Raw genomic sequence first — 21,896 nt, forward strand, 5'->3', positions numbered from 1 at the left:
GAGTTGTCATGAGTGTACTAGAAGCCAAACATATTCATCTGACTTTTCCTAAACAGCAAAAGCCAGTTTTACAAGACATTAACCTAACCATTGAAGAAGGTTCTTTAACCGTCATTTTAGGCGAGTCAGGTTGTGGTAAAACAACTTTGCTTAATATCTTGGCAGGGTTTCAAAAGCCGAGTTCAGGTGATGTGCTTGTAAATCATGAAGTGGTGAATGGACCAGATGTAACCCGCGCTGTGGTGTTTCAGGATCATGCATTACTTCCTTGGTTGAATGTTGCAGATAATGTTGGCTTCGCTTTGCAGTTAAAAGGTTTAAAGCGCGCAGATATCGAAGCACAAGTGAACGCAATTTTAAAAATTGTGGGTTTAAGTCACGTTGAAAAAGCCAATATCTGGGAACTTTCCGGTGGTATGAAACAACGTGTTGGTATTGCCAGAGCTTTGATCAGTCACGCGCCGTTTATTTTATTAGATGAACCTTTTGCCGCATTAGATGCTTTTACGCGTGAAAACATGCAGCAGTTAGTGCTCGATTTATGGATTCAACAAAATAAAAGCTTCTTTTTGATTACTCATGACATTGAAGAAGCATTATTGCTCAGCAATCAGTTAGTACTGATGACAGCGCATCCGGGCAAAATTGTAGAAACTCTACATCTCGATTTTGCTAAACGATATCGTCAGGGCGAGTCTATTCGTTCGATTAAATCGGACCCTCAATTTATTCAGCTCAGAGAACAGCTGTTTGAAAGTTTAAGGGCACAAAAACAAAGCGGTAAGGAGGCGTTACCTACATGAACACTAAAGATAACGTCTATGAATATGACAAAGCAGAGCTTAAACCTGAGTTAAATGTGCAAACAGAAAATGCTTCATTTCTATCGTCATTTTTTGAGAAGCATCGCACTTTGGCAGTTAGCATAATTAGTGTGGGAAGTGTGGTTGCACTCTGGTTCCTCATTACTGCTTTGCATGTCGTACCTGAACTGTTTTTACCTAGCCCACAGGCAGTCTGGCAAAAATTTATATCGGTCAGCCAAGAAGGCTTTATGAAGGCGACTTTGTGGCAACACTTGGCCGCTAGTATCTCGCGTGTGTTTTTAGCTTTGATTGCTGCCGTGGTGATTGGCGTTCCGCTAGGCTTATGGATGGGTCTGAACAAATGGGTTCGTGCTGTTCTAGATCCTTTAGTTGAATTATTACGTCCAATTCCACCGTTAGCTTATTTGCCCTTACTTGTAATTTGGTTCGGTATTGGCGAAACCACAAAAGTACTTTTGATTTTCTTCTCGATTTTGGCGCCTGTCATTATTAGTAGTGCGCATGGCGTGTTAAGCCATCAGTTGAATCGTGAACGTGCTGCATTGTCGCTAGGAGCAAGTCAGTCACAAGTCTTTTGGCATGTCATTTTGCCAACAGCTTTACCTCATATTATTACCGGTATTCGTATTGGTCTTGGGGTTGGTTGGTCCACATTAGTTGCAGCAGAGTTGGTTGCAGCGGACCGCGGTATTGGTTTTATGGTGCAATCGGCAGCACAGTTCTTAATTACCGATACGGTGATTCTGGGCATTATTGTGATTGCGATTGTCGCAGTTAGTTTTGAGCTGTTTTTACGTTGGTTACAAAAACAGTTTTCTCCTTGGTATGGTCAGCAGTTGTAGTGAAGAAGATGAATAAAGTAGTAGCAAACTTAAATATTGAAGTGATCAAGCCTACCATTGGCGCAATTATTCACGATATTGATTTGAATGCGTTAAATGAACAGACAACGCAACAAATCCAGCAGGCTTTGCTTGATCATCAGGTCATTTTTTTTCGAAAGCAACAATTAGCACCGCAAGCACAAGCAGACTTGGCCCGTAGTTTTGGCACCTTACACGTGCATCCGATTTATCCTTCTATTGAGGATGTGCCGGAAGTCATGGTGCTTGATAGTTGGAAACAAGACTTACGTGACAATGAACTTTGGCACACAGACGTGACTTTTAGTAAAACTCCACCATTGGGATGTGTATTGCAAGCCATTAAAATTCCACCTGTAGGAGGCGATACATTATGGTCGAGCAACACAGCAGCTTTTAAAGGGCTGCCGCTTGAGTTACAGCAAAAACTACGTGGCTTAACTGCAACCCACGATATTCGTAAGTCTTTTCCACTTGAACGTTTTGCCCATAACGAAGAAGAGCGCGAAAAGCTGTTGCAAACCTTTAAGCGTAATCCTCCAGTGGTTCATCCAGTGGTGCGTACCCATCCGGTCACAGGCGAGCCTTTGTTGTTTGTAAGTGAGGGATTTACCACACAAATTAATGAGTTACCTGAACAAGAAAGTGAGCAGTTGCTTAATTTCTTGTTTGAGCATGCGACCCAAGAGCAGTTTCATTTACGCTGGAAATGGCAAGACGGTGACGTCGCGATTTGGGATAACCGTTGCACACAACATAAAGCATTATTTGATTATGGCGATGCCCATCGCATCATGCACCGTGCAACTATTAATGGCGATGTGCCATTTTATAAAGAAGAACAACAGCCAGAGTTAGCAGAGGCTTAATTCCTTTAATTATTCTTTGTTTCAATTCCAACGTAGCATTTTGAGTTGGAATTGAAACAGTAAGTTATCTCTATTGTGTTCCAAAACCCGACAATATACCTGTGTAGTTCTTTAGAGGAGGTGAGGCCCAATCACCGACTTTGCTGGTTTTTAAATTTAATTGAACTAGCATTTCAGCTTGTTTAACGGCTGCAGCAACGCCGTCAATAACGATTACGCCTAACTCGTTTTGTAGCTTTAGACACAAATCACTCATACCTGCACATCCTAAAACAATCGCATCGCTTTTATCTTCAGCGAGTGCTTTTTTGCATTCATCTCGTATGGTTCGATAAGCATCTGAGTCAGGAAGCTCCAACTCTTCAACTGCAATGTCACAAGCTCGAACATTTTTGCAAAATGGTGTAGCCCCATAGCGATGAGCCAGATGCCAGCTCATATTCACTGTGCGTTGTAAAGTTGTCACCACACTAAAACCGGTACTGACATAACTTGCAGTTCGCATAGCTGCTTCTGCAATCCCAATCACAGGCGCTGAAGTCATTTCACGGGCAGCATAAAGTGTAGGGTCACCAAAACAGGCAATGATATAGGCATCTACATTTTGCTGTTCACCTTGGCGAATTTCCTCTAGCACACCTACGGCACTTAGGGCTTCATCATAATAACTTTCAATTGTTGCAGGGCCCATTTGAGGACTCACAGCAATAATTTGAGTACCAGAACTCGCAACTATCTTTGCTGATGCAGCAATTTTTTCAGTCATGCTTTGAGTAGTATTGGGATTAATAATTTTAATTTTCATTGTGCTTTTGCCTTAGTCATTGCCGATTTAGCATGGGCTAGTGGTTGGTTAAGAAATCGGTAAATGACAAAACCGAATCCCATCCCAATAAACCATGTGAAATTAGCAAGCCCCGACAGTTGCGGTAAAAGTACGCAGAGAATAGGAATTAATGAAGCAGGAATTAAGGCATAAAAGGCAGAGTGGTTATAACCATTTTTGTACCAATACAAGCCTTGAGCATTTAAAGTATATAGATCATCCACTTCGATTTTTTGTTTTTTAACGAGGTAAAAATCGGCGAGCAATACACCAAAAAGTGGACCGATAAATGCGCCTAAAATATCAATGGTGTAATGGATCACTTGAGGGTTATTAAATAAATTCCATGGGGTAATGAAAATTGAACCTACTGCTGCAATCATTCCACCCATACGCCAGCTAATTTTGCTCGGTGAAACATTAGAAAAATCAAAGGCAGGTGAAACAAAGTTAGCGACAATATTAATTCCAATAGTGGCAATCATTAAGGTCAAGCTACCTAAAATCACCACAAATGTATTATCAAGTTTTCCAACCATCTCGACAGGGTCTGTAATGAGCTTACCGTAGACTGGAAGCGTTGCCGCAATACATACAACAGTAAGTAAAGAAAAGCCTAAGAAATTAATTGGTAGTCCAAGAAAGTTGCCCATTTTAATCGCGTTAAAGCTTTTGCCATAACGAGAGAAGTCACCAAAATTCAGCATCGGACCTGAAAAATATGAGACAACGAGAGCAATAGCACCAATCATGACCGGTACAACCGCAAAACCGTCGTATTGAACACCACTTAGGTTTAAATCAATATTCTGCCAGCCAGCTTTCCATATGAGCCAGACTGCCATCGTAAACATCACAACGTAGACAGCCGGACCTGCCCAGTCAATAAATTTACGAATGCTGTCCATGCCAGACCAAAAAACAATCGCTTGCAGTAACCAAAGCAGCATAAAGCCAACCCATCCTAAATAGGAAAGCCCAAGAAAGCCGTAAGCTGAAACGTCAGCATAGACTGACCATTCTGGAAAAAATTTTAAAATAACCAATAAGAAAGCACTTGAGGCCAAATAGGTCTGAATGCCATACCATGCAACAGCAATAAGACCACGAATAACGGCAGGTATGTTTGCACCAAGCACACCAAAGGTTGCGCGACAAATAACCGGATAGGGCGTGCCAGTTTGTTGGCTAGACTTGGCAATCAGATTTGTAAAAAACTGAACTATTGCAATGCCGATGAGTAAAGAGAGAAGTACCTGCCAGCTGTTCAGCCCAAGAGCAAAGAGACTTCCGGCCATGACATAGCCACCGACACTATGAACATCAGACATCCAAAAGGCAAAAATATTATAAGCGCCCCAAGTTTGCTTTTTTAAAGGAGCTAGGTCTTGATTTGTTAGCTTTGCATCATAAGAAGGTTTAATTATTGCTTCGGTATTATTCATCTTGAACACTCACTTCCCTATGTTGGGCGGGCACATTCTTCAGCAGCTCGAAACTCTGGCTAAAAGAATGAATTTAAAATTGTGCACAATGTGTTATTTTGATTGTGCACAATTATATTGAGCAAAAGTTGTGCCAAATTCGCGGGGAGCATTGATGAGATTGTTTAAACTGGTACGGAATTTGGATATAAAGAGACAGCTTTATAAAATGAGAAGAGATTAATTTTTATAAAAAGTACATAAACTTAGTTATATAAGCTGATATTTTAAGGTTTATTTTTGAATTGTTCAGTAGCACATAGATGCTGTGGAAATGATAGTAATATTCCCAAAAGGTTAAGTTAAACTTACACTACAGTTATTAGATAAATTTTTAAAAAGAGGAGGCGTTAATAAAAATGGAGAAATCAATGCCATCGAATGCACTAAAAAAAGCCGTAGAAATGAGCAATGATGAAATTGATGACCATATATATAACGCTATTGTTGATGCCATTTTAAATAGGCAACTTACACCTGGGGCGCGTTTGGTTGAAGCACCCCTATGTGAGGCATTCGGTGTAACGAGGGGAGTGTTAAGACGTGTTTTCGTAAAACTTGCCCATGATAAGGTCATCGAAATTCAGCCCAATCGTGGGGCACTCATCGCAAAACATAGTGCTCATGAAACAAAAGAAGTCTTTGAAGCACGCAGCATGCTTGAAATTGTCACTGTAAAAAAGTTAGCTCAAAAGTCTCATCACTTAGATTTTAGTGAGCTTCGAGCCTTAGTCGATCAAGAGTCGCAAGAGCGATTAGCTGGTAATTGGGCTGAGTGGATTAAGCTATCAGGACAATTTCATTTGAAATTGATTGAAGCAAATCAGAATACGATCATGACTAATTATTTGCAGACACTTATTGCGAGAACTTCGTTATTAATTGGGTTATATGAAATTCCAAAACATAATAATTGTTCTGCAGATGAACACCGTGCAATTTTAGATGCAATTGAGCAGGGTGATGAAAAACGAGCAACTCAATTGATGGAAGAGCATTTAGAAAACTACGCGACGACATTTATTCAAGAAGACAGCACAGCGTCACCAGAACAAAATTTATTAAATTTATTTAAAAATAAGAAGATTGAAACCATCCAAACTAACTGAAAACCATGGGCCAATTCCAATGGAAAAGGCCCAGACCACTTATTTTATAGGAACGATTTGACGTGTTAGAAAATCAATAAATAATTTTACTTTCTTCGATAAAATCTTACGGTTTGGCCATGTGACATATAAGTGAAGCGGCTGACTGGTGTAGTCTTCCAAACATTTCTGTAATTTACCTTCTTTGTAGTAAGGCTCTGCAATAAACTCCGGAAGAAAGACAATACCATGATCTTTTAGACACATATCTAATAATAATTCACCATTATTGCAGGTCATTACAGGGAAGCAATTGAAAGACACTTCCTTCTGATCTTTTTGGAAAATCAATTTTTTATGTCGGCTATCTTGATAGTAAATTAGAAACTTGTGTTCTTTAAGTTCTTCTAATGAATTTGGTAATCCATGCTGATTAAAATACTCAGGGGTTGCATATAAATATCGTTGATAGGTATTTAATATTTTACTATTTGCCAAATTTGGAGGAGAGCCATCTACACGGATTGTTAAATCAAATTTATTATTATTCATATCTAACAGCTGATCAGTCATGAATAAATCAATTTTTATGCTGGGATATTTCTCAATAAAATCTGAAATGATATGTTGAAGAAAAATGTTACTAAAAGACATTGGCGTATTGAGCTTGAGTTCGCCTTCTGGGTACTGCTGATTGTAGCTAATTTCATAGGCAGCCCATTCGAACTCACTTAAAATGACTTTGCTATGTTGATAAAACTTTTCCCCACAAGAGGTGAGGTTCATCTGTCTTGTAGTTCGGGTTAACAGTGTGGTTTTGAGGTCATTTTCGAGGTAGCAAACACGTTTTGCAACCAAGTCACGAGAAATATCAAGTGCTCTAGCTGCGCTACTAAAATTCCCGTGTTCTACGACACTTACAAAAGTGGAAATACAGTCTAATCGATCCATGGATAAGCGAAAGGTAAAAAATATATATCAATGATTAAACTATAAAAATTAAAAAGCAATCATTGTTTTGATTGTATTCGTACACAATACAGATTCGAGCTGATTTACTGTCTATGCTTTTACATTTTTATCTGTTTTCATAATAACCAGTAAGCAATTTTAATGCATTACTCATAAGGAATAATGGAGTTTACCCATGAATAAATCACTTTTAGAACAACTATCACCAACCAATTGTCAGGTTATTTTTATTGATCATCAGCCACAAATGGCTTTTGGGGTACAATCAATAGATCGCCAAGTATTAAAGAATAATACTGTAGGATTAGCAAAAGCAGCTAAAACATTCAATATTCCTGTCACCATTACGACGGTTGAGACTGAAAGCTTCTCTGGTCATACCTATCCAGAACTTTTAGACGTATTTCCAGATGCACCATTACTAGAACGTACTTCAATGAATTCATGGGATGACCAAAAAGTACGTGATTCGCTTGCAAAAAATAATCGTAAAAAAGTGATTGTTTCAGGTTTGTGGACTGAAGTGTGTAATAACACCTTTGCTTTTGGTGCGATGCTTGAAGGGGATTATGAAATTTATATGGTTGCAGATGCTTCAGGTGGTACATCGAAAGAGGCACATGACTATGCCATGCAACGTATGATTCAAGCGGGTGTTGTTCCAGTAACTTGGCAACAAGTATTACTTGAATGGCAGCGTGATTGGGCACACCGTGATACGTATGATGCAGTTATGGCGATTGTACGCGAACACTCTGGTGCTTATGGTATGGGTGTTGATTATGCTTATACGATGGTACATAAGGCACCTGAACGTACAACATCAAAACACGAAGTACTTGCACCAGTTCCTGCAAAATAAAACACTACTGATTTAGGTAAAGGCATGTCTAGTATTCAATATTTAAGTGATATTAATACAGATATGCCTTTATTTTTAGAACGATAATTCACAAGAATGGAGTTCAGAATGACCGAAATAAACCTCATACTCATAAACGGTAAAATCACAACTTTAGATCCAAAAAATCCAGAAGTACAAGCAATTGCCATAGCAGACGGTAAAGTCGTATGCACGGGCACGAATGATGATGTCATGAAACTGGCAACAGCGACGAGCAAAGTTGTAGACTTAAATGGCCGTCGCGTTATACCGGGTCTAAATGACAGTCATCTGCATATTATTCGGGGTGGCCTAAATTACAATATGGAGTTGCGCTGGGAAGGTGTGCCATCCGTTGCAGATGCATTACGCTTACTCAAAGAACAAGCCGATAATACTCCAGCCCCACAATGGGTTCGCGTAGTAGGCGGTTGGACGGAATTCCAGTTTGCCGAAAAGCGTTTACCGACTTTAGAAGAAATTAATAAAGCTGCACCAGATACTCCCGTATTCGTTTTACATCTATATGCCAGTGCTTTGTTGAACCGAGCTGCACTTGATGTATTAGGCTTTAACAAAGATACACCTGACCCACCTGGCGGCAAGATTGTACGAAATGAAAAAGGTGAGCCAACAGGTCTGTTGCTCGCAACTCCATCCGCTATGATTTTATATTCGACTTTAGGGAAAGCACCGAAATTGCCAGTTGAAGATCAAGTCAATTCAACTCGACATTTCATGCGTGAATTGAACCGGTTGGGTATTACTTCAGCAATTGATGCGGGTGGTGGCGGTCAAAACTATCCTGAAGATTATGATGTGATTAAGCAATTGCACGATCAAAAACAAATGACGGTGCGAATCGCTTACAACCTATTTGCTCAAAAGGCAGGCCAAGAGCTTGATGATTATCGTCGCTGGACAGAAATGACATTTCCGGGTGATGGTGATGAGCTATTTAGAATGAATGGAGCAGGTGAGAACCTGACTTGGTCAGCGGGTGACTTTGAAGATTTCTATGAACCACGTCCAGATTTACCTGAAAAAATGGAAGGTGAACTAGAAGCTATTGTAGAGCACTTGGCTGAAAAGAAATGGCCATTCCGTATTCATGCAACCTATGATGAAAGTATTAATCGTTTGCTGAATGTATTTGAGCGCGTCAATTCAAAACAGCCATTTGCAACTCGATTTATTATTGACCATGCCGAAACTGTATCTGAGCGTAATATTGAACGTATAGGTGAGTTGGGTGGTGGTATCGCCATTCAACACCGTATGGCCTACCAAGGTGAGATTTTCGTAAAACGCTATGGTGCTGAAGCCGCTCAGGCAACGCCACCAGTTAAGAAAATGTTAGAACTTGGTGTTCCTGTGGGTGCGGGGACAGATGCGACTCGTGTTGCATCCTATAACCCTTGGGTGTGTTTGTATTGGCTGACTACAGGTAAAACAGTTGGTGGTTTACCGCTGTATGATGAAAAAAATCTATTAGACCGTCAAACGGCCCTCAAACTCTGGACCAAAGGTTCGGCTTGGTTCTCAGGTGAAAAAGATGTCAAAGGTTCACTAACAGCAGGGGAACTTGCCGACTTAGTTGTATTGTCAGATGACTACTTCAAAGTTGAAGCAGAAGATATCCAGTGGATTGAGTCTGTACTCACTGTTTTAGGCGGCAAAGTGGTGTACGCAGGGGCAGAGTTTAAGCAAGACGATCCGCCGTTACCGCCAGCATCTCCAACATGGTCGCCGGTAAAACGCTTCGGTGGTCAGTGGCGTTTATCTGAAAACCGTAATGCTCCTTCCAATCAATCATTACAGTCACAAAGTGCATTGTGTGCATGTGCTAGCAGCTGTGGAATGCATGGACACAGCCACGCTTGGATGCTTGATGTTCCTGTAAATGATAAGGACAAAAAATCTTTCTGGGGCGCACTTGGGTGCTCGTGTTTTGCATTTTAAATAAAACAGTATGGGAACTTGCCTCGTTAAATAGCTTGCTTCCCTAAGGTATGTACGATGAAAATGTACTTGTTATCTTTGGTTGTAGGGTTGCTTGTTGGTGTCTTATATTATGTTTTAAATGTTAAGTCACCAGCTCCACCTCTTGTTGCGTTAGTCGGATTATTAGGCATGGTAATAGGAGAGCAACTGCTTCCTTTTATCAAATCCTATTTTTAATCCATTTCATTAAAAAAAGCTAAATGGTGCCATACCATTTAGCTTTTTATATTAATAAATATCTTCAATTATTTTATACGGCGCCCTTGTTCATCAATAATTACTTCACCATCTTCTTTTGCAAAATAGCCTAAGTTTTGTGAATCTAAAATGTCCAGTACAATTTCAGAAGGGCGGCAAAGTCGCGTGCCTTTTGGTGTAACCACAAATGGGCGATTGATTAAAATTGGGTACTGAACCATAAAATCAATTAACTGCTCATCGGTCCAATGATCTTGTTCTATCTCTAAATCTTTATAGGGATCAACATTTTTACGAATTGTTTCACGTACAGTTAAGCCTGAATCCTTAATGAGTTGAATCAATTCATCTTTACTTGGTGGTGTTTGCAAATATTCAATAACAATAGGTTCAATTCCTGCATGACGAATAAGCGCCAATGTATTGCGTGAGGTTCCGCAAGCAGGGTTATGGTAAATCTTCACTAGCTCAGTCATGGTAAATTTATTGTCAAATTAAGATATTGCATTTATATATGGATATCCGTATATTTGCAATAACGAATATATTCTGTTGAAGATATGATCAACCAAGTCGATTTCTTTAAATGTCTATCTGACCAAACTCGGTTAAATATTCTTAAATTAGTTCTAAATAAACAAAATATTTGTGTCTGTGAGTTAACTGAACAGCTTGAGTTGAGTCAACCGAAAATCTCTAGGCACTTAGCTTTGTTACGAACTCATGGCATTTTACTTGATGCACGACAGGGGCAATGGGTGTATTACAGCGTCAATACAGATTTACCCAATTGGGCTGTTGAGGTTTTGAAAACTATAGCAAACCAAGATGAAAGTTTAGTGAATCAATCATCTTCACAGTTTTCTTCTATTTCTACCTATTGTGAGTAACACCATGAAATTTTTATTTTTATGCACTGGAAACAGTTGCCGTAGCATTTTGTCAGAAGTTTTATTTAATAGTCGTGCACCAGAAGGTTGGAAAGCTTATAGCGCTGGCAGTAAACCATCAGGACAGGTACATCCATTAACCATTGAAACACTTGAAAACTTAGGTCTTTCAACAGATGGGTTATGGAGTAAAACTATTGATGACTGCGAACAGTATCAACCAGATGTTGTGATTACAGTCTGTGATTCTGCTGCACAAGAAGCATGTCCACTTTATTTAGGTGGCGCAATCAAAGCACACTGGGGCTTAAGTGATCCATCTCATTTGGACTTGCCAAAAGAAGAAAAGCTTAAAGCATTCCAAGAGACTGTAGATCATATCAACCGTCGTTTAGATGCATTGTTTGCACTTGATGTTGCGAACTTAAACCGTTCACATTTAATTGCTGAGATTAATGAAATCTCTCATATTGAGTGAGAGAGCCGAGATGACTAAGCAAAAGCTTTCTTTTTTAGATCGTAACCTGACGCTATGGATTTTTATTGCCATGGCTTTAGGCTTAGCGATTGGAGTTTTCTTTCCTCAGGCATCTGTGTCTTTAAATGAATTAAGTGTAGATAACGTTAATATTCCGATCGCAATCGGCTTAATTTTGATGATGTATCCACCTTTAGCAAAGGTTGATTATGCTACGTTACCAGAAGTATTTAAAGATAAGAAAACCTTAACTTTATCGTTGGTACAGAACTGGATTATTGCTCCAGTTTTAATGTTCGTACTTGCTATAGTTTTCTTGCATAGTTATCCGGAATACATGACAGGCCTGATTTTGATTGGTTTGGCACGTTGTATTGCAATGGTTTTGGTGTGGAATGGTCTGGCTTGTGGTGATAACCAATACGTTGCAGCTTTGGTTGCCTTTAACAGTATTTTCCAAATTTTGTTCTTTAGTACCTACGCCTGGCTTTTCTTAACCTTCTTACCTCCGTATTTTGGTGTGGCAGGGCAAGTCATTGATGTGAATTTTTGGACTATCACACATGCGGTTTTGGTGTACTTAGGTATTCCATTCTTAATGGGGTTCTTGACGCGTTTGATTTTAGTCAAGTCGAAAGGGTTGGAATGGTATCAAACTAAATTTTTACCAAAAATCAGCCCGATTAGTTTAATTGCTTTACTTTTTACCATTGTGGCTATGTTTAGTCTAAAAGGTGGTGATGTGGTGAGCTTGCCTTTAGATGTATTGCGTATTGCTATTCCACTCACGATTTACTTTGTGGTGATGTTCTTTATTAGCTTCTTTATGAGTAAACGTATGGGGAATAACTATCCACGTACCACTGCTATTTCGTTTACTGCGGCTGGTAACAATTTTGAGTTAGCTTTAGCGGTTGCCATTGCAACATTTGGTTTGGCATCACCTGTGGCATTTACCACAGTGATTGGACCATTGGTTGAAGTTCCCGTTTTAATTTCACTCGTTACCGTTTCTCTTTGGTTAAAGAAAAAGTATTTCTCAGATGAACAGTCTTAATAATGATTTATCAAATGTAGCATTAGATCTTCTAGATAAACCTACATTTGAGCAAGTGCAAGCGCAGCAGCTTGAGCATCCACCTCGCATTTTATTGCTATATGGTTCTAATCGTGAACGTTCTTATAGTCGTTTTGCTGTGCTGACTGCTGGTCGAATCCTTGAATACTTAGGTGCTGAAGTCAAAATCTTTCATCCTAAAGGTTTACCTTTACCTGAGGATGCAGAAACAGATCATCCGAAAGTCCAAGAATTACACGCGCTTTTGGCTTGGGCAGAAGGTATGGTGTGGTGTTCACCCGAACGTCATGGCGCGATGAGTTCAATTTTAAAAGCCCAGATTGACTGGATTCCTTTAGCAGCCGGAGCAATTCGTGCAACTCAAGGTAAAACCTTAGCAGTCATGCAAGTTAGTGGTGGTTCACAGTCCTTTAATGCGGTTAATCAAATGCGTATTTTAGGGCGTTGGATGCGCATGATTACCATCCCAAATCAGTCTTCAGTTGCTAAAGCCTTTTTAGAGTTTGAAGAAGATGGCAGTATGAAACCATCCTCTTACTATGACCGAATCGTTGATGTTATGGAGGAGTTGTATAAGTTCACTTTATTAACACGTGGGCAAAAACAATACCTGACAGATCGCTATTCTGAGCGCAAAGAATCGGCAGAAGAGCTGTCAAAACGGATAAATCAAAAATAAACAGTTTCATAAAAAAGTGCTCCACTCGGGGCACTTTTTATTGCTTAGCTTTTATACTCAGGCCATTGTGGGCAAAAGTTTTTGCAATAGTTCAATAAAATTTGAAACTTTGGCAGAGCTCTCATTTTCCCGAGTAATCAGGTAAATAGGCGCATTCATTTTTATTGAATCATCAAAATCGCGATACACAATTTCATGTTCCCAAAAATTATGCATTGAGGCCGGCACAATCGTTATACCAATTCCAGCAGCGACTAAATTTAATGTAGCGGTAGGTCGAGGCGCTTCTTGAATAATGCGTGGACTAAAACCTGCTTGGTAGCAACTATATAAAATATTGTCATATAAACCTTGTCCTGAAGAACGACGGTATAAAACAAAATTTTCATTTGATAAGTCATTTGAACTAATTTTTTCTTTTTGTGTAAGTGGATGGCCTATAGGCAATGCCACCATCATTGGCTCATCTAATATATGGTGATGTTTTAACCCAATATCACGGCTGATCGGTGCTCTTAAAAAAGCAATATCAAGTTTCTCGGAGATTAATCGATCTAATTGTTTTTGGCTGCCTGCTTCTTCAAGTTTGGTTTGTACCTTTGGATATATTTCTCGATATGACCGTAATACTAATGAAATGAGCGGATGCAAACCTGCGGAACTTGTAAAACCAATATTGAGTTGTCCAGTTTTACCTTGACTAACATCTTGGACTAATTTTGGAATATGTTTGGCATGTTCTAATAAAAGTTGTGCTTCTTTAAATAAGGCTAAACCCGCTTCAGTCGGTTCAATGCCACGAGGCTGGCGAATAAGTAACTGTGCACCGAGTTCTTCTTCAAGCTTTTTGAGTAAACGCGTCAAAGGCGGCTGTTGAATAAATAATCGGTTTGCGGCATGTGTGATATTTCTTTCTTCTACTACCACCACAAAGGCATGAAGCTTATGTAAATCTAGCATAGGAATACCTTTAGGGTATGGTTAGTGAAAATAAAAGCATTTGTAGATATATCATAAAAGTAGCATTCTATCTTGGTCAGATAAAGTGAAAAGTAACGAAAATGAACCATGTTGAGATTGCTGTGCAAAAGGAGACCGTACCGACTTGCACAGAACTGTTTTTAGGTTTTTTAACATTAGGTTTAATCGGATTTGGTGGTGTATTACCTTTGGCTCGTAAAGTTGTTGTAGAGCAACGACAGTGGCTAAGTCCTGAAAAATTCACTGAGTTACTGGGTCTGTGTCAATTTTTACCGGGCGGCAATATCATTAATTTATCTGTTGCGATTGGCATGGAGTTTCGCGGTGTTCGTGGGGCAGTGAGTTCACTGATTGGCTTGATCCTTGCGCCTACGATAATTGTTGTACTTTTACATTATGTCTATGAGCAGTTCCAAGATAATTTAATGGTTAAGCATCTTTTCGAAGGTTTAGCAGCAGCGGCGGCTGGACTTCTGGTTGCAACAGGTTTGAAAATGCTTAAGCCATTATTACGTAATCCATTAGCGATTTGCGTAGTTGTCGCTACAATCATCAGTATAGCTTTTCTGAAAGTTCCATTACTTGTGACCATGCTGATTTTGTTGGCGTTCTATTCAGCTATTATTTGGAGACGTGTGTAATGGGTGCAGTTCTACTTACTTTAGCGATCATTTTTACTCAATTGTCTCTTATTGCATTTGGTGGCGGGAATACAATTTTGCCTGAGATGCAACGCCAAGTAGTTGATATTCATCACTGGATGACGGCACAAGAATTCAGTGCATTGTTCGCCATGGCCCAAGCTGCACCCGGTCCGAACATGATGATTGTACCGTTGGTGGGATGGCATGTAGCAGGGTTGTCAGGTCTACTTGTAACGTCTACCGCTAAATTTTTACCTTCATCTCTTATTACTGTATTTGTGATGAGAGGCTGGTCAAAATTTAAAGATAAAAAATGGAGACGTGTTTTACAGCTTGCTTTACAACCCGTCACTGTGGGAACTGTACTTGCTAGTGCTTGGATTATTTCTGAGGCAGCGGCAATAAATATGTTACTCATTATTATGGTAGTCATTGCAACTTTATTATCTTTAATTAAAAAGATTCATCCTTTACATGTCTTGATTGCTGGGGCTGTATTTGGTGTGGTCTTACTCTAGTTTAACCAGTTTGCCGACCTGCGCTGGATGAGTTCAGGTTGGCTTTTTTTTGATTTGAAGTAAATAATAATTAAATCTAAAAAACCGATTAAATCCATAAAAACATACTGTTTTACCTATTTTATGTTTTCACGTACTATGCATCTATTGAAAGAATTTGGATGCATTGGAGTAAAAAACAGATGTTAGATCAAAACATTAAAACTCAATTAAAAGCTTACTTAGAACGTCTAGAAAGTCCAATCGAATTAGTTGCTGCTTTAGATGAATCAGACAAAGCAGCTCAAATTAAAGAGTTGGTGAGTGAAATCGCTGAGCTTTCTGACAAGGTAACAGCCCGTTTTGACGGTAACAATACACGTCGTCCAAGCTTTGGTGTGGCTAAAGCAGGTGAACAACCTCGTGTGTTCTTTGCAGGCTTACCTATGGGTCATGAGTTTACGTCTTTGATCTTGGCACTGTTGCAGGTGTCTGGCTATGCACCTAAAGTGTCAAATGAAGTGCTCAACCAGATTAAAGGTTTAAACCTCAAAGCAAACTTTGATGTATTCGTATCGCTTAGCTGTCATAACTGTCCGGACGTGGTACAGGCGCTTAACCTTATTGCCATTTATAACCCGAACACCACAGCAACCATGATTGACGGTTCATTCTTCCAAGATGAAGTGGAACAACGCAAAATCATGGCTGTGCCAATGGTATTTCAAGACAACGAGCACATTGGGCAAGGTCGTATGACGCTTGAAGAGATTGTGGCAAAACTTGATACCAACTCTGCTGAAAAAGATGCAGCAGCACTCAATGCCAAAGATGCTTTTGATGTATTGGTGATTGGTGGTGGTCCTGCGGGTGCAACAGCTGCGATCTATGCTGCACGTAAAGGCATTAACACCGGTATCGTGGCTGAACGCTTTGGTGGTCAGGTCATGGACACCATGGACATTGAAAACTTCACTTCTGTGCAAAAGACACAAGGTCCTAAGTTTGCTGCCGAGATGGAAGCACATGTCCGTGAATACGATGTCGATATCATGAACCTGCAACGTGTCAGCAAAATCACGGGTGCCAACCAGACTGCAAATGGCTTGGTTGAAGTTGAACTTGAAAACGGTGCAAAACTTGAATCGAAAACGGTGATCCTTTCAACAGGTGCACGTTGGAGAGAGATGAATGTACCGGGTGAGCAAGAATACCGTACCCGTGGTGTCGCGTACTGCCCACACTGTGATGGTCCATTGTTCAAAGGCAAACGTGTTGCTGTGATTGGTGGCGGTAACTCAGGTGTTGAAGCTGCGATTGACCTTGCAGGGATTGTTGAGCATGTAACTTTAGTTGAGTTTGATACTAAACTTCGTGCTGACCAAGTGTTGCAAAACAAATTGCATAGCTTGCCAAACACAACGGTGATTATGAATGCCTTAAGTACAGAAGTGTTAGGTGATGGTTCACAAGTGACTGGTCTTAAATATAAAGACCGTGCGACTGATGAAGAGCATGTGGTAGAGCTTGCAGGGATCTTTGTACAGATTGGTTTATTGCCAAACACTGACTTCTTGAAAGACAGTGAAGTTGAATTAACCAACCGTGGCGAGATCATTGTGAATGACCGCAACGAAACCAATGTGCAAGGTGTGTTTGCTGCAGGTGACTGTACCACTGTACCTTACAAGCAAATCATTATTGCTACAGGTGAAGGCGCTAAAGCATCACTCTCAGCGTTTGATTACATCATCCGTTCTGGGCAATAAAATTTAAGTCCAAAACGAAAGAGCCAAAGGATAACCTTTGGCTCTTTTTCTTTTTATGGTTTATATAAACCGTGTTCGACTAAATGCTCTCGTAAAATACGACGTAACTCTAATACAGCTTGTGGTGTCAGTTGGATTGAATGACCACCTGGAAGAACTTTCTCAGATTTTGCACCTTCTAAGTGAGCACTCTTATAAGGGACAATACCATCGGTAATCACATTTGGATCATCGCTCTTGGTGATGTTACCCATAATAGAGTGGAAAACTAATCCTTGGTGTGGATTAATATCTTTTGTGAGTTCCATAAATTTAGATTGATGACTTAGATCACTTGGTCCATTTTGAATCAAACCATTATCAATATTACTCAAGAAATCTTTAACATCTAAATTTTCGGTTGTCAGTGAAGTCGCCACAGCTGACAAGAATGCACCAGGTAAACGAATAATTTTACGTGCTGCCAAGGTAAACCAACGATCTGCATAATCTGTACCGCGATGAGGGGAAGCCAAGAAAATCGCACGATCAAAATTATTGATTGAATGCATTTGCAATCGTTCAGTAACCATTGGATGTTTTTTAAAGCGGTTTTGCTGACGAATCGTCATCAACTCTAAGGCAGGTTTAGTAATATCTCCATCACTGACCAGTAAACGGCTGATAATACCTCCCATGCTATGTCCAACAAGAACTGCATCATGTGCGGCAGGGTCACTTGGGTTTAGTGAACTAAAAGCTTGTTTAAGCAGAGCATAAATCTGGAAACGGCTTTCTAAAATTGGCATGTTAGTCGAATAAAAAACTTGCCAAACTTGATAATTATCTCTTAAAACCGTATCGCCCATAACATCATTGGTCAGTGCAATCCATGCCTCGGGGCTACTTGCTAAACCATGTACCAACACGATAATTTTTTTGTTCGGATTATACGGTTCAAGCATATAGAGATGCGGCATAGTTAAATGCTGATCGCGATCAATCAGACTCAAATAGGCTGCAACTCCTAAATTGTTTTCGGCTAACCATAGGCCATAAGGTGCTGAAAAGTTAGCTGCTAGCGGATATCGCTTGCCTGCTACATTAATATTATCTGTCCGATATGGGTCATAAACTCGAATGACGAATTCTGGATTATTAATAATTTCTTCGACAGTGGTCGCGTGTTTGGGTTCAGCTACAATAGTCGCAGCTAAGTAGCGTGCATTATGAATATTTGGATTAACACCATTTTTATAATTATATTTAAGTGGGTCTAGGATATATTCATTAATATCTTCATTTCCTGAACTCGGAAAAACAGCCACAAATTCTGAGCCAAAACCATCGCGGCGGTTAATGGTTCTTAAGCCAGAAAAATTCAGGTTATAACTTGAAATTAATTTTTCTAGTTTTTGGCCAGTTAATTGTTTATGAAATTCAAAATCGATTGAATAAATACTCTTACCAATATGAATTTGTGGTTCAACAACATTTTTCTTTGGGTGTCTTAAGTCATAAACACCGACCATTTTGGCGATTGCTTGATTATAGAAATCGCGAATTTGAACTTGTCTATTATCAAAAATACGGTCGTTAGGCTTACGTTTTGTGGAAAATAGATAGGCATAGCTATAGCGAATACTTTTATCTAATAGACTCAATTGCTGGTCTAAGCAATTATCATATCTATTCAGAATATTCTTTTGTTCTTCTTCAGATTTATGTTTAGTAAATCTACTTACTTTACAGTCAGATGTATCTGATAAAGCCATTGCTTTTGCGAGATACATCTCGCTTGCTGCTGATAAGAACTGTTCATCTAAAATTTGAGGAAGGTTTTTGAGTTGATTTACACAGGTTTCAGGGGTATCTGTACAAACTTTAGCTTCTTGACCAGACATTGATAAAACATTCAGACTCGCTTCGCTGAGTTTATCTTGGGTAAGAATACTATTACGTTCATTTGCAATCGTTACATTCAAAGCTTGCTGTTTAACATTTACGACCTGACAACCACTCAGAATTGAACCGAGTAGTATGACCGTCAACAGTGTTTTGCTTCTTTTTATTGAAAACATTATGGTCAAAATATAGTGGCTCAATGGTAGGTAGATCATACAAATTTTAAAATATTTTTCAAATGATCAAATATAAAAAAGGGCTGTCAAAACAGCCCTTTTTTATAGAATTAAGCTTATTTTTTAGGTGCAGCAGAAGTAGTTGCTGACATTGCTGGGTTAGTTAAAACTTGCCATACGTTCCAACGACCTTGTTTTTCAATTTCTTGAATTAAACGGTCAGCAATTTCCGCTTCATCTGGATATTTAACTTTATAGTTCTTTAGCGTCTGGATCGCGTTTTTCTTTTGCTCCATTGCAATATAGTTATTTGCAGCAGCTAAATATGCTTCTTGAACATTACCTTTAATGGCTTTGTCTAAGTATGGAATCGCTTCACGTTGACCGCCACCTTCAGATAAACCAAAACCGAACCAGAAATTTGTTTCCGCATCATCTGGATTAATTTTTAAAAGTCTTTGAGCATATTCTAAAGATTTAGTGGTATGAACAGTACCTAAATCAAGGTTACGTGCAAGAACACTTGCTTTAAAAGCACGAATTAAAATATCAAATGATGCATTTGGATTTGCAGCAAGTGTATCAATTTGTTGTGTTACTTCTTTAAGTTTACTTTCAAAGCCTTTACGTTCTTGACGGTCAGTAAAGCGAGGTGGGTAGTGACGTGCTTTACCTTCCACTAACTGTAAGAAGTCATCAATAGTAGTCACGTCAATTTCATTTTCACCGGCTAAAACTGCGTATTTCATTGAACGTTGTGAATTATTGACAGTCGGAACGATCAGTTTATTGACGTCGAGAGTAAGCTGTTTAGTTGGATCATCTTGACGATTAACGACCATTTTGGTTACAGGCTGTGCAGCAGCGTCTTTTAATGCAACTTCAAATGCTGGTGGCTGATCATAGTTAAAAGGGTTTAGCGCATAAAAAGGAGGAGTAAGCTCTGGTTCCTTGAAAACAAAAGGCTCAATTTTTTGTTCTTTTACGGGTGCCATTGTACAAGCGGTTAAACTTGAGGTCGCAAGGATTATATATGCCAAAGGCTTAAAATTCATAGGATCTTCCGTTCATTTTAGTAAAGTCAGATTTGGTACAGGTAAGTCTAGGAAAAGCTAAACAGACATGCAAGGGTAAGCGTGTTACATTATGAATCAAGAATATTACGTTTTTGATGTCTTATCTTGCGCACCGCATTCACGACGAACTTCTTCAATAATTTTCAGTTCTTCATCACTAAAAGGCTGTTCATCCTGACTTTCTTTTTTGAAGCTCGGGTCTAGCTCTGATAAACGTTGGCATAAATTATTCATACGCGTTTCATTATGCTGAATACGATCAAGTAAAACGCGCATACCCTCTAAAATAGGGTCAGACTGATCAGCAGTTGTCGCATATGGAGCGAAACCAATACTTTGCGCATAATCACGGCGACGTTCTTCATCTTTATTCTTGTCAGGTGCATCTTTATAAATATAGCGAGCAGGGTTCCCTACAGCGGTCACGCCAGCAGGAACAGCTTTAGTTACCACAGCATTTGAACCGACTTTAGCACCTTTGCCTATGGTAAATGGACCTAAAATTTTTGCACCAGCACCAACAACAACGCCATCTTCTAAAGTTGGGTGGCGTTTACCTTTATTCCATGTTGTTCCACCTAGGGTAACACCATGATAAAGCGTAACATCATCGCCAATTTCAGCAGTTTCACCAATCACAACACCCATACCGTGATCAATAAAAAAACGTTTACCGATTTTAGCGCCAGGATGAATTTCAATTCCTGTTGCAAAACGACTAAATGAAGAAAGAAGGCGAGCAGCACCTTTACAATCTTTTTGCCATAACTCATGTGCGACACGATGCATCATAATCGCATGAATGCCAGGGTAGGTCGTGAGAACTTCGAGTGTATTGCGGGCAGCAGGATCTCGCGCAAATACAGCCTTTATATCTTCTTTCAGCTGTTTAAGCATTGGGTTGATCCTCCTTGTCAGATAATGCTTTTTTCCATTTACCACTGGTTAGGGCTTGTACACGACTAAAAATACCGCGAAGTAAATGATATTCCATACGATCTAATTGTATACGACCAAATAAACGACGCAAGCGTAAAGGTAACAAACGTGGATTATCTGGGTCTAAAAATTCAATTTCGGTTAGCATTTTCTCTAGATGAGGATAAAACTCTTCCATTTGTTGTTGAGTCACCAATGGTTCATCCCATTGCATGCTTTGACCTTGCACTAATGGCATTTCATCTACTTCTTGATCGACTTTCTCTTGCTCAAGAGCAGACATGCGAAGCTCGTAACATACGACTTGAATCGCTTGCGCAACATTTAATACGCCATAGTCTGGATTGACAGGAATTGTTAAATGATAATTTGCCAGTGCTAATTCTTCGTTGGTTAAACCACGGTCTTCACGGCCAAAAACAATCGCAATTTGTTGCCCTTGAGTAGTGGCCTTAATAGCTTCTTTGGCAGCTGGTCTTACGTCAAGTAAAGGCCAAGGAATAGTACGGCTACGTGCGCTTGTTCCAAATACTAAATGGCAATCTTTAATAGCATCTTCTAAGGTATCGACAATCTCAAGATGTTCAAATAAATCCTGGGCACCAGCAGCAAGCGCTTGTATGTCTGGGTGAGGATATGTTTTAGGTGCAACAAGAACTAATTTAATTAGTCCCATTGTTTTCATGGCGCGTAAAGCACTGCCAATATTAGCTGGCAAGGTAGTGTTTACCATGACAATACGCACTTGTGCTAATTGTTTTGACACAGTGTTGTGATCAAACGAACTCATA

At 39.5% G+C, this 21,896-nt stretch carries 23 protein-coding genes; 14 read left to right on the forward strand and 9 right to left on the reverse strand.

What is annotated here, in order from left to right; all coding sequences use genetic code 11:
* Positions 1–8: 8 nt before the first annotated feature.
* The 3 genes from RMA94_RS12010 to tauD are packed head-to-tail and all read left to right on the forward strand — an operon-like array spanning position 9 to position 2,559.
* A complete protein-coding gene (locus RMA94_RS12010) occupies positions 9–803 on the forward strand; it encodes an ATP-binding cassette domain-containing protein (RefSeq protein ID WP_311083101.1) in 795 nt (264 codons plus the stop codon).
* Entirely contained in the window at positions 800–1,669 is an 870-nt protein-coding gene (gene tauC / locus RMA94_RS12015; protein WP_001092656.1) for a taurine ABC transporter permease TauC, read from the forward strand. The genes RMA94_RS12010 and tauC overlap by 4 nt, the downstream gene beginning before the upstream one ends.
* Before the next feature lie 8 nt (positions 1,670–1,677).
* Positions 1,678–2,559 (forward strand): taurine dioxygenase, encoded by an 882-nt coding sequence (tauD, locus tag RMA94_RS12020; RefSeq protein ID WP_311083105.1) that lies wholly within the window; start codon positions 1,678–1,680, stop codon positions 2,557–2,559.
* 70 nt (positions 2,560–2,629) lie between these two features.
* On the opposite strand, the gene RMA94_RS12025 is transcribed toward tauD, so the two are convergent.
* Positions 2,630–3,364: an aspartate/glutamate racemase family protein gene (locus tag RMA94_RS12025; protein ID WP_311083107.1), complete on the reverse strand. Its 735-nt coding sequence runs from the start codon at positions 3,362–3,364 to the stop codon at positions 2,630–2,632.
* On the reverse strand, positions 3,361–4,830 hold the full coding sequence (locus tag RMA94_RS12030) for an NCS1 family nucleobase:cation symporter-1 (RefSeq protein ID WP_311083109.1): 1,470 nt from the start codon (positions 4,828–4,830) through the stop codon (positions 3,361–3,363). Before RMA94_RS12030 ends, RMA94_RS12025 begins: the two co-directional genes overlap by 4 nt.
* 398 nt (positions 4,831–5,228) lie before the next feature.
* On the opposite strand from RMA94_RS12030, the gene RMA94_RS12035 reads away from it, so the two are divergent.
* Positions 5,229–5,978: a GntR family transcriptional regulator gene (locus tag RMA94_RS12035; RefSeq protein WP_087400533.1), complete on the forward strand. Its 750-nt coding sequence runs from the start codon at positions 5,229–5,231 to the stop codon at positions 5,976–5,978.
* Positions 5,979–6,017: 39 nt separating this feature from the next.
* On the opposite strand, the gene RMA94_RS12040 is transcribed toward RMA94_RS12035, so the two are convergent.
* Entirely contained in the window at positions 6,018–6,908 is an 891-nt protein-coding gene (locus RMA94_RS12040; RefSeq protein WP_017481618.1) for a LysR family transcriptional regulator, read from the reverse strand.
* Between the two features lie 196 nt (positions 6,909–7,104).
* On the opposite strand from RMA94_RS12040, the gene RMA94_RS12045 reads away from it, so the two are divergent.
* From RMA94_RS12045 to RMA94_RS12055, 3 genes are all read left to right on the forward strand, one after another.
* Positions 7,105–7,791, forward strand: a complete 687-nt coding sequence (locus RMA94_RS12045; protein WP_001043290.1) for a hydrolase — start codon at positions 7,105–7,107, stop codon at positions 7,789–7,791.
* Positions 7,792–7,899: 108 nt separating this feature from the next.
* Positions 7,900–9,774: an amidohydrolase gene (locus RMA94_RS12050; protein WP_311083112.1), complete on the forward strand. Its 1,875-nt coding sequence runs from the start codon at positions 7,900–7,902 to the stop codon at positions 9,772–9,774.
* A gap of 57 nt (positions 9,775–9,831) precedes the next feature.
* The gene (locus RMA94_RS12055) at positions 9,832–9,993 is read left to right on the forward strand and encodes a DUF1427 family protein (protein WP_017816196.1); all 162 of its coding nucleotides are present in this window, start codon (positions 9,832–9,834) and stop codon (positions 9,991–9,993) included.
* Between the two features lie 68 nt (positions 9,994–10,061).
* Here RMA94_RS12055 and arsC read toward each other — a convergent pair whose 3' ends face one another.
* Positions 10,062–10,490 carry an arsenate reductase (glutaredoxin) gene (gene arsC, locus RMA94_RS12060; protein WP_311083114.1) on the reverse strand — a complete coding sequence of 143 codons (429 nt, stop codon included), beginning with the start codon at positions 10,488–10,490 and terminating at the stop codon, positions 10,062–10,064.
* A gap of 84 nt (positions 10,491–10,574) precedes the next feature.
* On the opposite strand from arsC, the gene RMA94_RS12065 reads away from it, so the two are divergent.
* From RMA94_RS12065 to arsH, 4 genes are read left to right on the forward strand one after another with little or no spacing between them, the layout of a single operon-like run.
* A complete protein-coding gene (locus RMA94_RS12065; protein WP_044102074.1) occupies positions 10,575–10,904 on the forward strand; it encodes a metalloregulator ArsR/SmtB family transcription factor in 330 nt (109 codons plus the stop codon).
* A 4-nt stretch (positions 10,905–10,908) separates the two neighbouring features.
* Positions 10,909–11,382, forward strand: coding sequence for an arsenate reductase ArsC (locus RMA94_RS12070; RefSeq protein ID WP_044102076.1), 474 nt, complete (start codon positions 10,909–10,911; stop codon positions 11,380–11,382).
* A gap of 10 nt (positions 11,383–11,392) precedes the next feature.
* Entirely contained in the window at positions 11,393–12,439 is a 1,047-nt protein-coding gene (gene arsB / locus RMA94_RS12075; protein ID WP_017386145.1) for an ACR3 family arsenite efflux transporter, read from the forward strand.
* The gene (gene arsH / locus RMA94_RS12080; RefSeq protein ID WP_044102079.1) at positions 12,426–13,139 is read left to right on the forward strand and encodes an arsenical resistance protein ArsH; all 714 of its coding nucleotides are present in this window, start codon (positions 12,426–12,428) and stop codon (positions 13,137–13,139) included. Before arsB ends, arsH begins: the two co-directional genes overlap by 14 nt.
* A 57-nt stretch (positions 13,140–13,196) precedes the next feature.
* Here the strand turns inward: arsH and RMA94_RS12085 are convergent, their stop codons facing one another.
* Positions 13,197–14,099, reverse strand: a complete 903-nt coding sequence (locus RMA94_RS12085; protein WP_262439633.1) for a LysR family transcriptional regulator — start codon at positions 14,097–14,099, stop codon at positions 13,197–13,199.
* A gap of 101 nt (positions 14,100–14,200) precedes the next feature.
* Between RMA94_RS12085 and RMA94_RS12090 the strand changes: the two genes are divergently transcribed.
* From RMA94_RS12090 to ahpF, 3 genes are all read left to right on the forward strand, one after another.
* A complete protein-coding gene (locus RMA94_RS12090) occupies positions 14,201–14,761 on the forward strand; it encodes a chromate transporter (protein WP_311083120.1) in 561 nt (186 codons plus the stop codon).
* A complete protein-coding gene (locus RMA94_RS12095) occupies positions 14,761–15,282 on the forward strand; it encodes a chromate transporter (RefSeq protein ID WP_032003457.1) in 522 nt (173 codons plus the stop codon). Before RMA94_RS12090 ends, RMA94_RS12095 begins: the two co-directional genes overlap by 1 nt.
* Before the next feature lie 182 nt (positions 15,283–15,464).
* Complete coding sequence (ahpF, locus tag RMA94_RS12100; protein ID WP_032003458.1) at positions 15,465–17,030, forward strand: alkyl hydroperoxide reductase subunit F; 1,566 nt, start codon at positions 15,465–15,467, stop codon at positions 17,028–17,030.
* Positions 17,031–17,083: 53 nt separating this feature from the next.
* Here the strand turns inward: ahpF and RMA94_RS12105 are convergent, their stop codons facing one another.
* The 4 genes from RMA94_RS12105 to RMA94_RS12120 all read right to left on the reverse strand — a co-directional run bounded on the left by RMA94_RS12105 (position 17,084) and on the right by RMA94_RS12120 (position 21,895).
* Complete coding sequence (locus RMA94_RS12105) at positions 17,084–19,090, reverse strand: alpha/beta fold hydrolase (protein WP_311083122.1); 2,007 nt, start codon at positions 19,088–19,090, stop codon at positions 17,084–17,086.
* 116 nt (positions 19,091–19,206) lie between these two features.
* A complete protein-coding gene (locus tag RMA94_RS12110; protein ID WP_311083123.1) occupies positions 19,207–20,145 on the reverse strand; it encodes an ABUW_2363 family tetratricopeptide repeat lipoprotein in 939 nt (312 codons plus the stop codon).
* Between the two features lie 105 nt (positions 20,146–20,250).
* Positions 20,251–21,063 (reverse strand): serine O-acetyltransferase, encoded by an 813-nt coding sequence (gene cysE / locus RMA94_RS12115; protein WP_017403186.1) that lies wholly within the window; start codon positions 21,061–21,063, stop codon positions 20,251–20,253.
* Positions 21,056–21,895 (reverse strand): RNA methyltransferase, encoded by an 840-nt coding sequence (locus RMA94_RS12120; protein WP_057076777.1) that lies wholly within the window; start codon positions 21,893–21,895, stop codon positions 21,056–21,058. Before RMA94_RS12120 ends, cysE begins: the two co-directional genes overlap by 8 nt.
* Between the last annotated feature and the right edge of the window lies 1 nt (position 21,896).

This window comes from Acinetobacter sp. V115_6 (assembly GCF_031799025.1).
Taxonomy (GTDB): Bacteria; Pseudomonadota; Gammaproteobacteria; order Pseudomonadales; family Moraxellaceae; genus Acinetobacter; species Acinetobacter pittii.

Bases quoted from the DNA above. Each gene is read 5' to 3' on its own strand.
- RMA94_RS12010 (WP_311083101.1), top strand. From the start codon at position 9: ATGAGTGTACTAGAAGCCAAACATATTCATCTGACTTTTCCTAAACAG.
- tauC (WP_001092656.1), top strand. From the start codon at position 800: ATGAACACTAAAGATAACGTCTATGAATATGACAAAGCAGAGCTTAAA.
- tauD (WP_311083105.1), top strand. From the start codon at position 1,678: ATGAATAAAGTAGTAGCAAACTTAAATATTGAAGTGATCAAGCCTACC.
- RMA94_RS12025 (WP_311083107.1), bottom strand. From the start codon at position 3,364: ATGAAAATTAAAATTATTAATCCCAATACTACTCAAAGCATGACTGAA.
- RMA94_RS12030 (WP_311083109.1), bottom strand. From the start codon at position 4,830: ATGAATAATACCGAAGCAATAATTAAACCTTCTTATGATGCAAAGCTA.
- RMA94_RS12035 (WP_087400533.1), top strand. From the start codon at position 5,229: ATGGAGAAATCAATGCCATCGAATGCACTAAAAAAAGCCGTAGAAATG.
- RMA94_RS12040 (WP_017481618.1), bottom strand. From the start codon at position 6,908: ATGGATCGATTAGACTGTATTTCCACTTTTGTAAGTGTCGTAGAACAC.
- RMA94_RS12045 (WP_001043290.1), top strand. From the start codon at position 7,105: ATGAATAAATCACTTTTAGAACAACTATCACCAACCAATTGTCAGGTT.
- RMA94_RS12050 (WP_311083112.1), top strand. From the start codon at position 7,900: ATGACCGAAATAAACCTCATACTCATAAACGGTAAAATCACAACTTTA.
- RMA94_RS12055 (WP_017816196.1), top strand. From the start codon at position 9,832: ATGAAAATGTACTTGTTATCTTTGGTTGTAGGGTTGCTTGTTGGTGTC.
- arsC (WP_311083114.1), bottom strand. From the start codon at position 10,490: ATGACTGAGCTAGTGAAGATTTACCATAACCCTGCTTGCGGAACCTCA.
- RMA94_RS12065 (WP_044102074.1), top strand. From the start codon at position 10,575: ATGATCAACCAAGTCGATTTCTTTAAATGTCTATCTGACCAAACTCGG.
- RMA94_RS12070 (WP_044102076.1), top strand. From the start codon at position 10,909: ATGAAATTTTTATTTTTATGCACTGGAAACAGTTGCCGTAGCATTTTG.
- arsB (WP_017386145.1), top strand. From the start codon at position 11,393: ATGACTAAGCAAAAGCTTTCTTTTTTAGATCGTAACCTGACGCTATGG.
- arsH (WP_044102079.1), top strand. From the start codon at position 12,426: ATGAACAGTCTTAATAATGATTTATCAAATGTAGCATTAGATCTTCTA.
- RMA94_RS12085 (WP_262439633.1), bottom strand. From the start codon at position 14,099: ATGCTAGATTTACATAAGCTTCATGCCTTTGTGGTGGTAGTAGAAGAA.
- RMA94_RS12090 (WP_311083120.1), top strand. From the start codon at position 14,201: ATGAACCATGTTGAGATTGCTGTGCAAAAGGAGACCGTACCGACTTGC.
- RMA94_RS12095 (WP_032003457.1), top strand. From the start codon at position 14,761: ATGGGTGCAGTTCTACTTACTTTAGCGATCATTTTTACTCAATTGTCT.
- ahpF (WP_032003458.1), top strand. From the start codon at position 15,465: ATGTTAGATCAAAACATTAAAACTCAATTAAAAGCTTACTTAGAACGT.
- RMA94_RS12105 (WP_311083122.1), bottom strand. From the start codon at position 19,090: ATGTTTTCAATAAAAAGAAGCAAAACACTGTTGACGGTCATACTACTC.
- RMA94_RS12110 (WP_311083123.1), bottom strand. From the start codon at position 20,145: ATGAATTTTAAGCCTTTGGCATATATAATCCTTGCGACCTCAAGTTTA.
- cysE (WP_017403186.1), bottom strand. From the start codon at position 21,063: ATGCTTAAACAGCTGAAAGAAGATATAAAGGCTGTATTTGCGCGAGAT.
- RMA94_RS12120 (WP_057076777.1), bottom strand. From the start codon at position 21,895: ATGAGTTCGTTTGATCACAACACTGTGTCAAAACAATTAGCACAAGTG.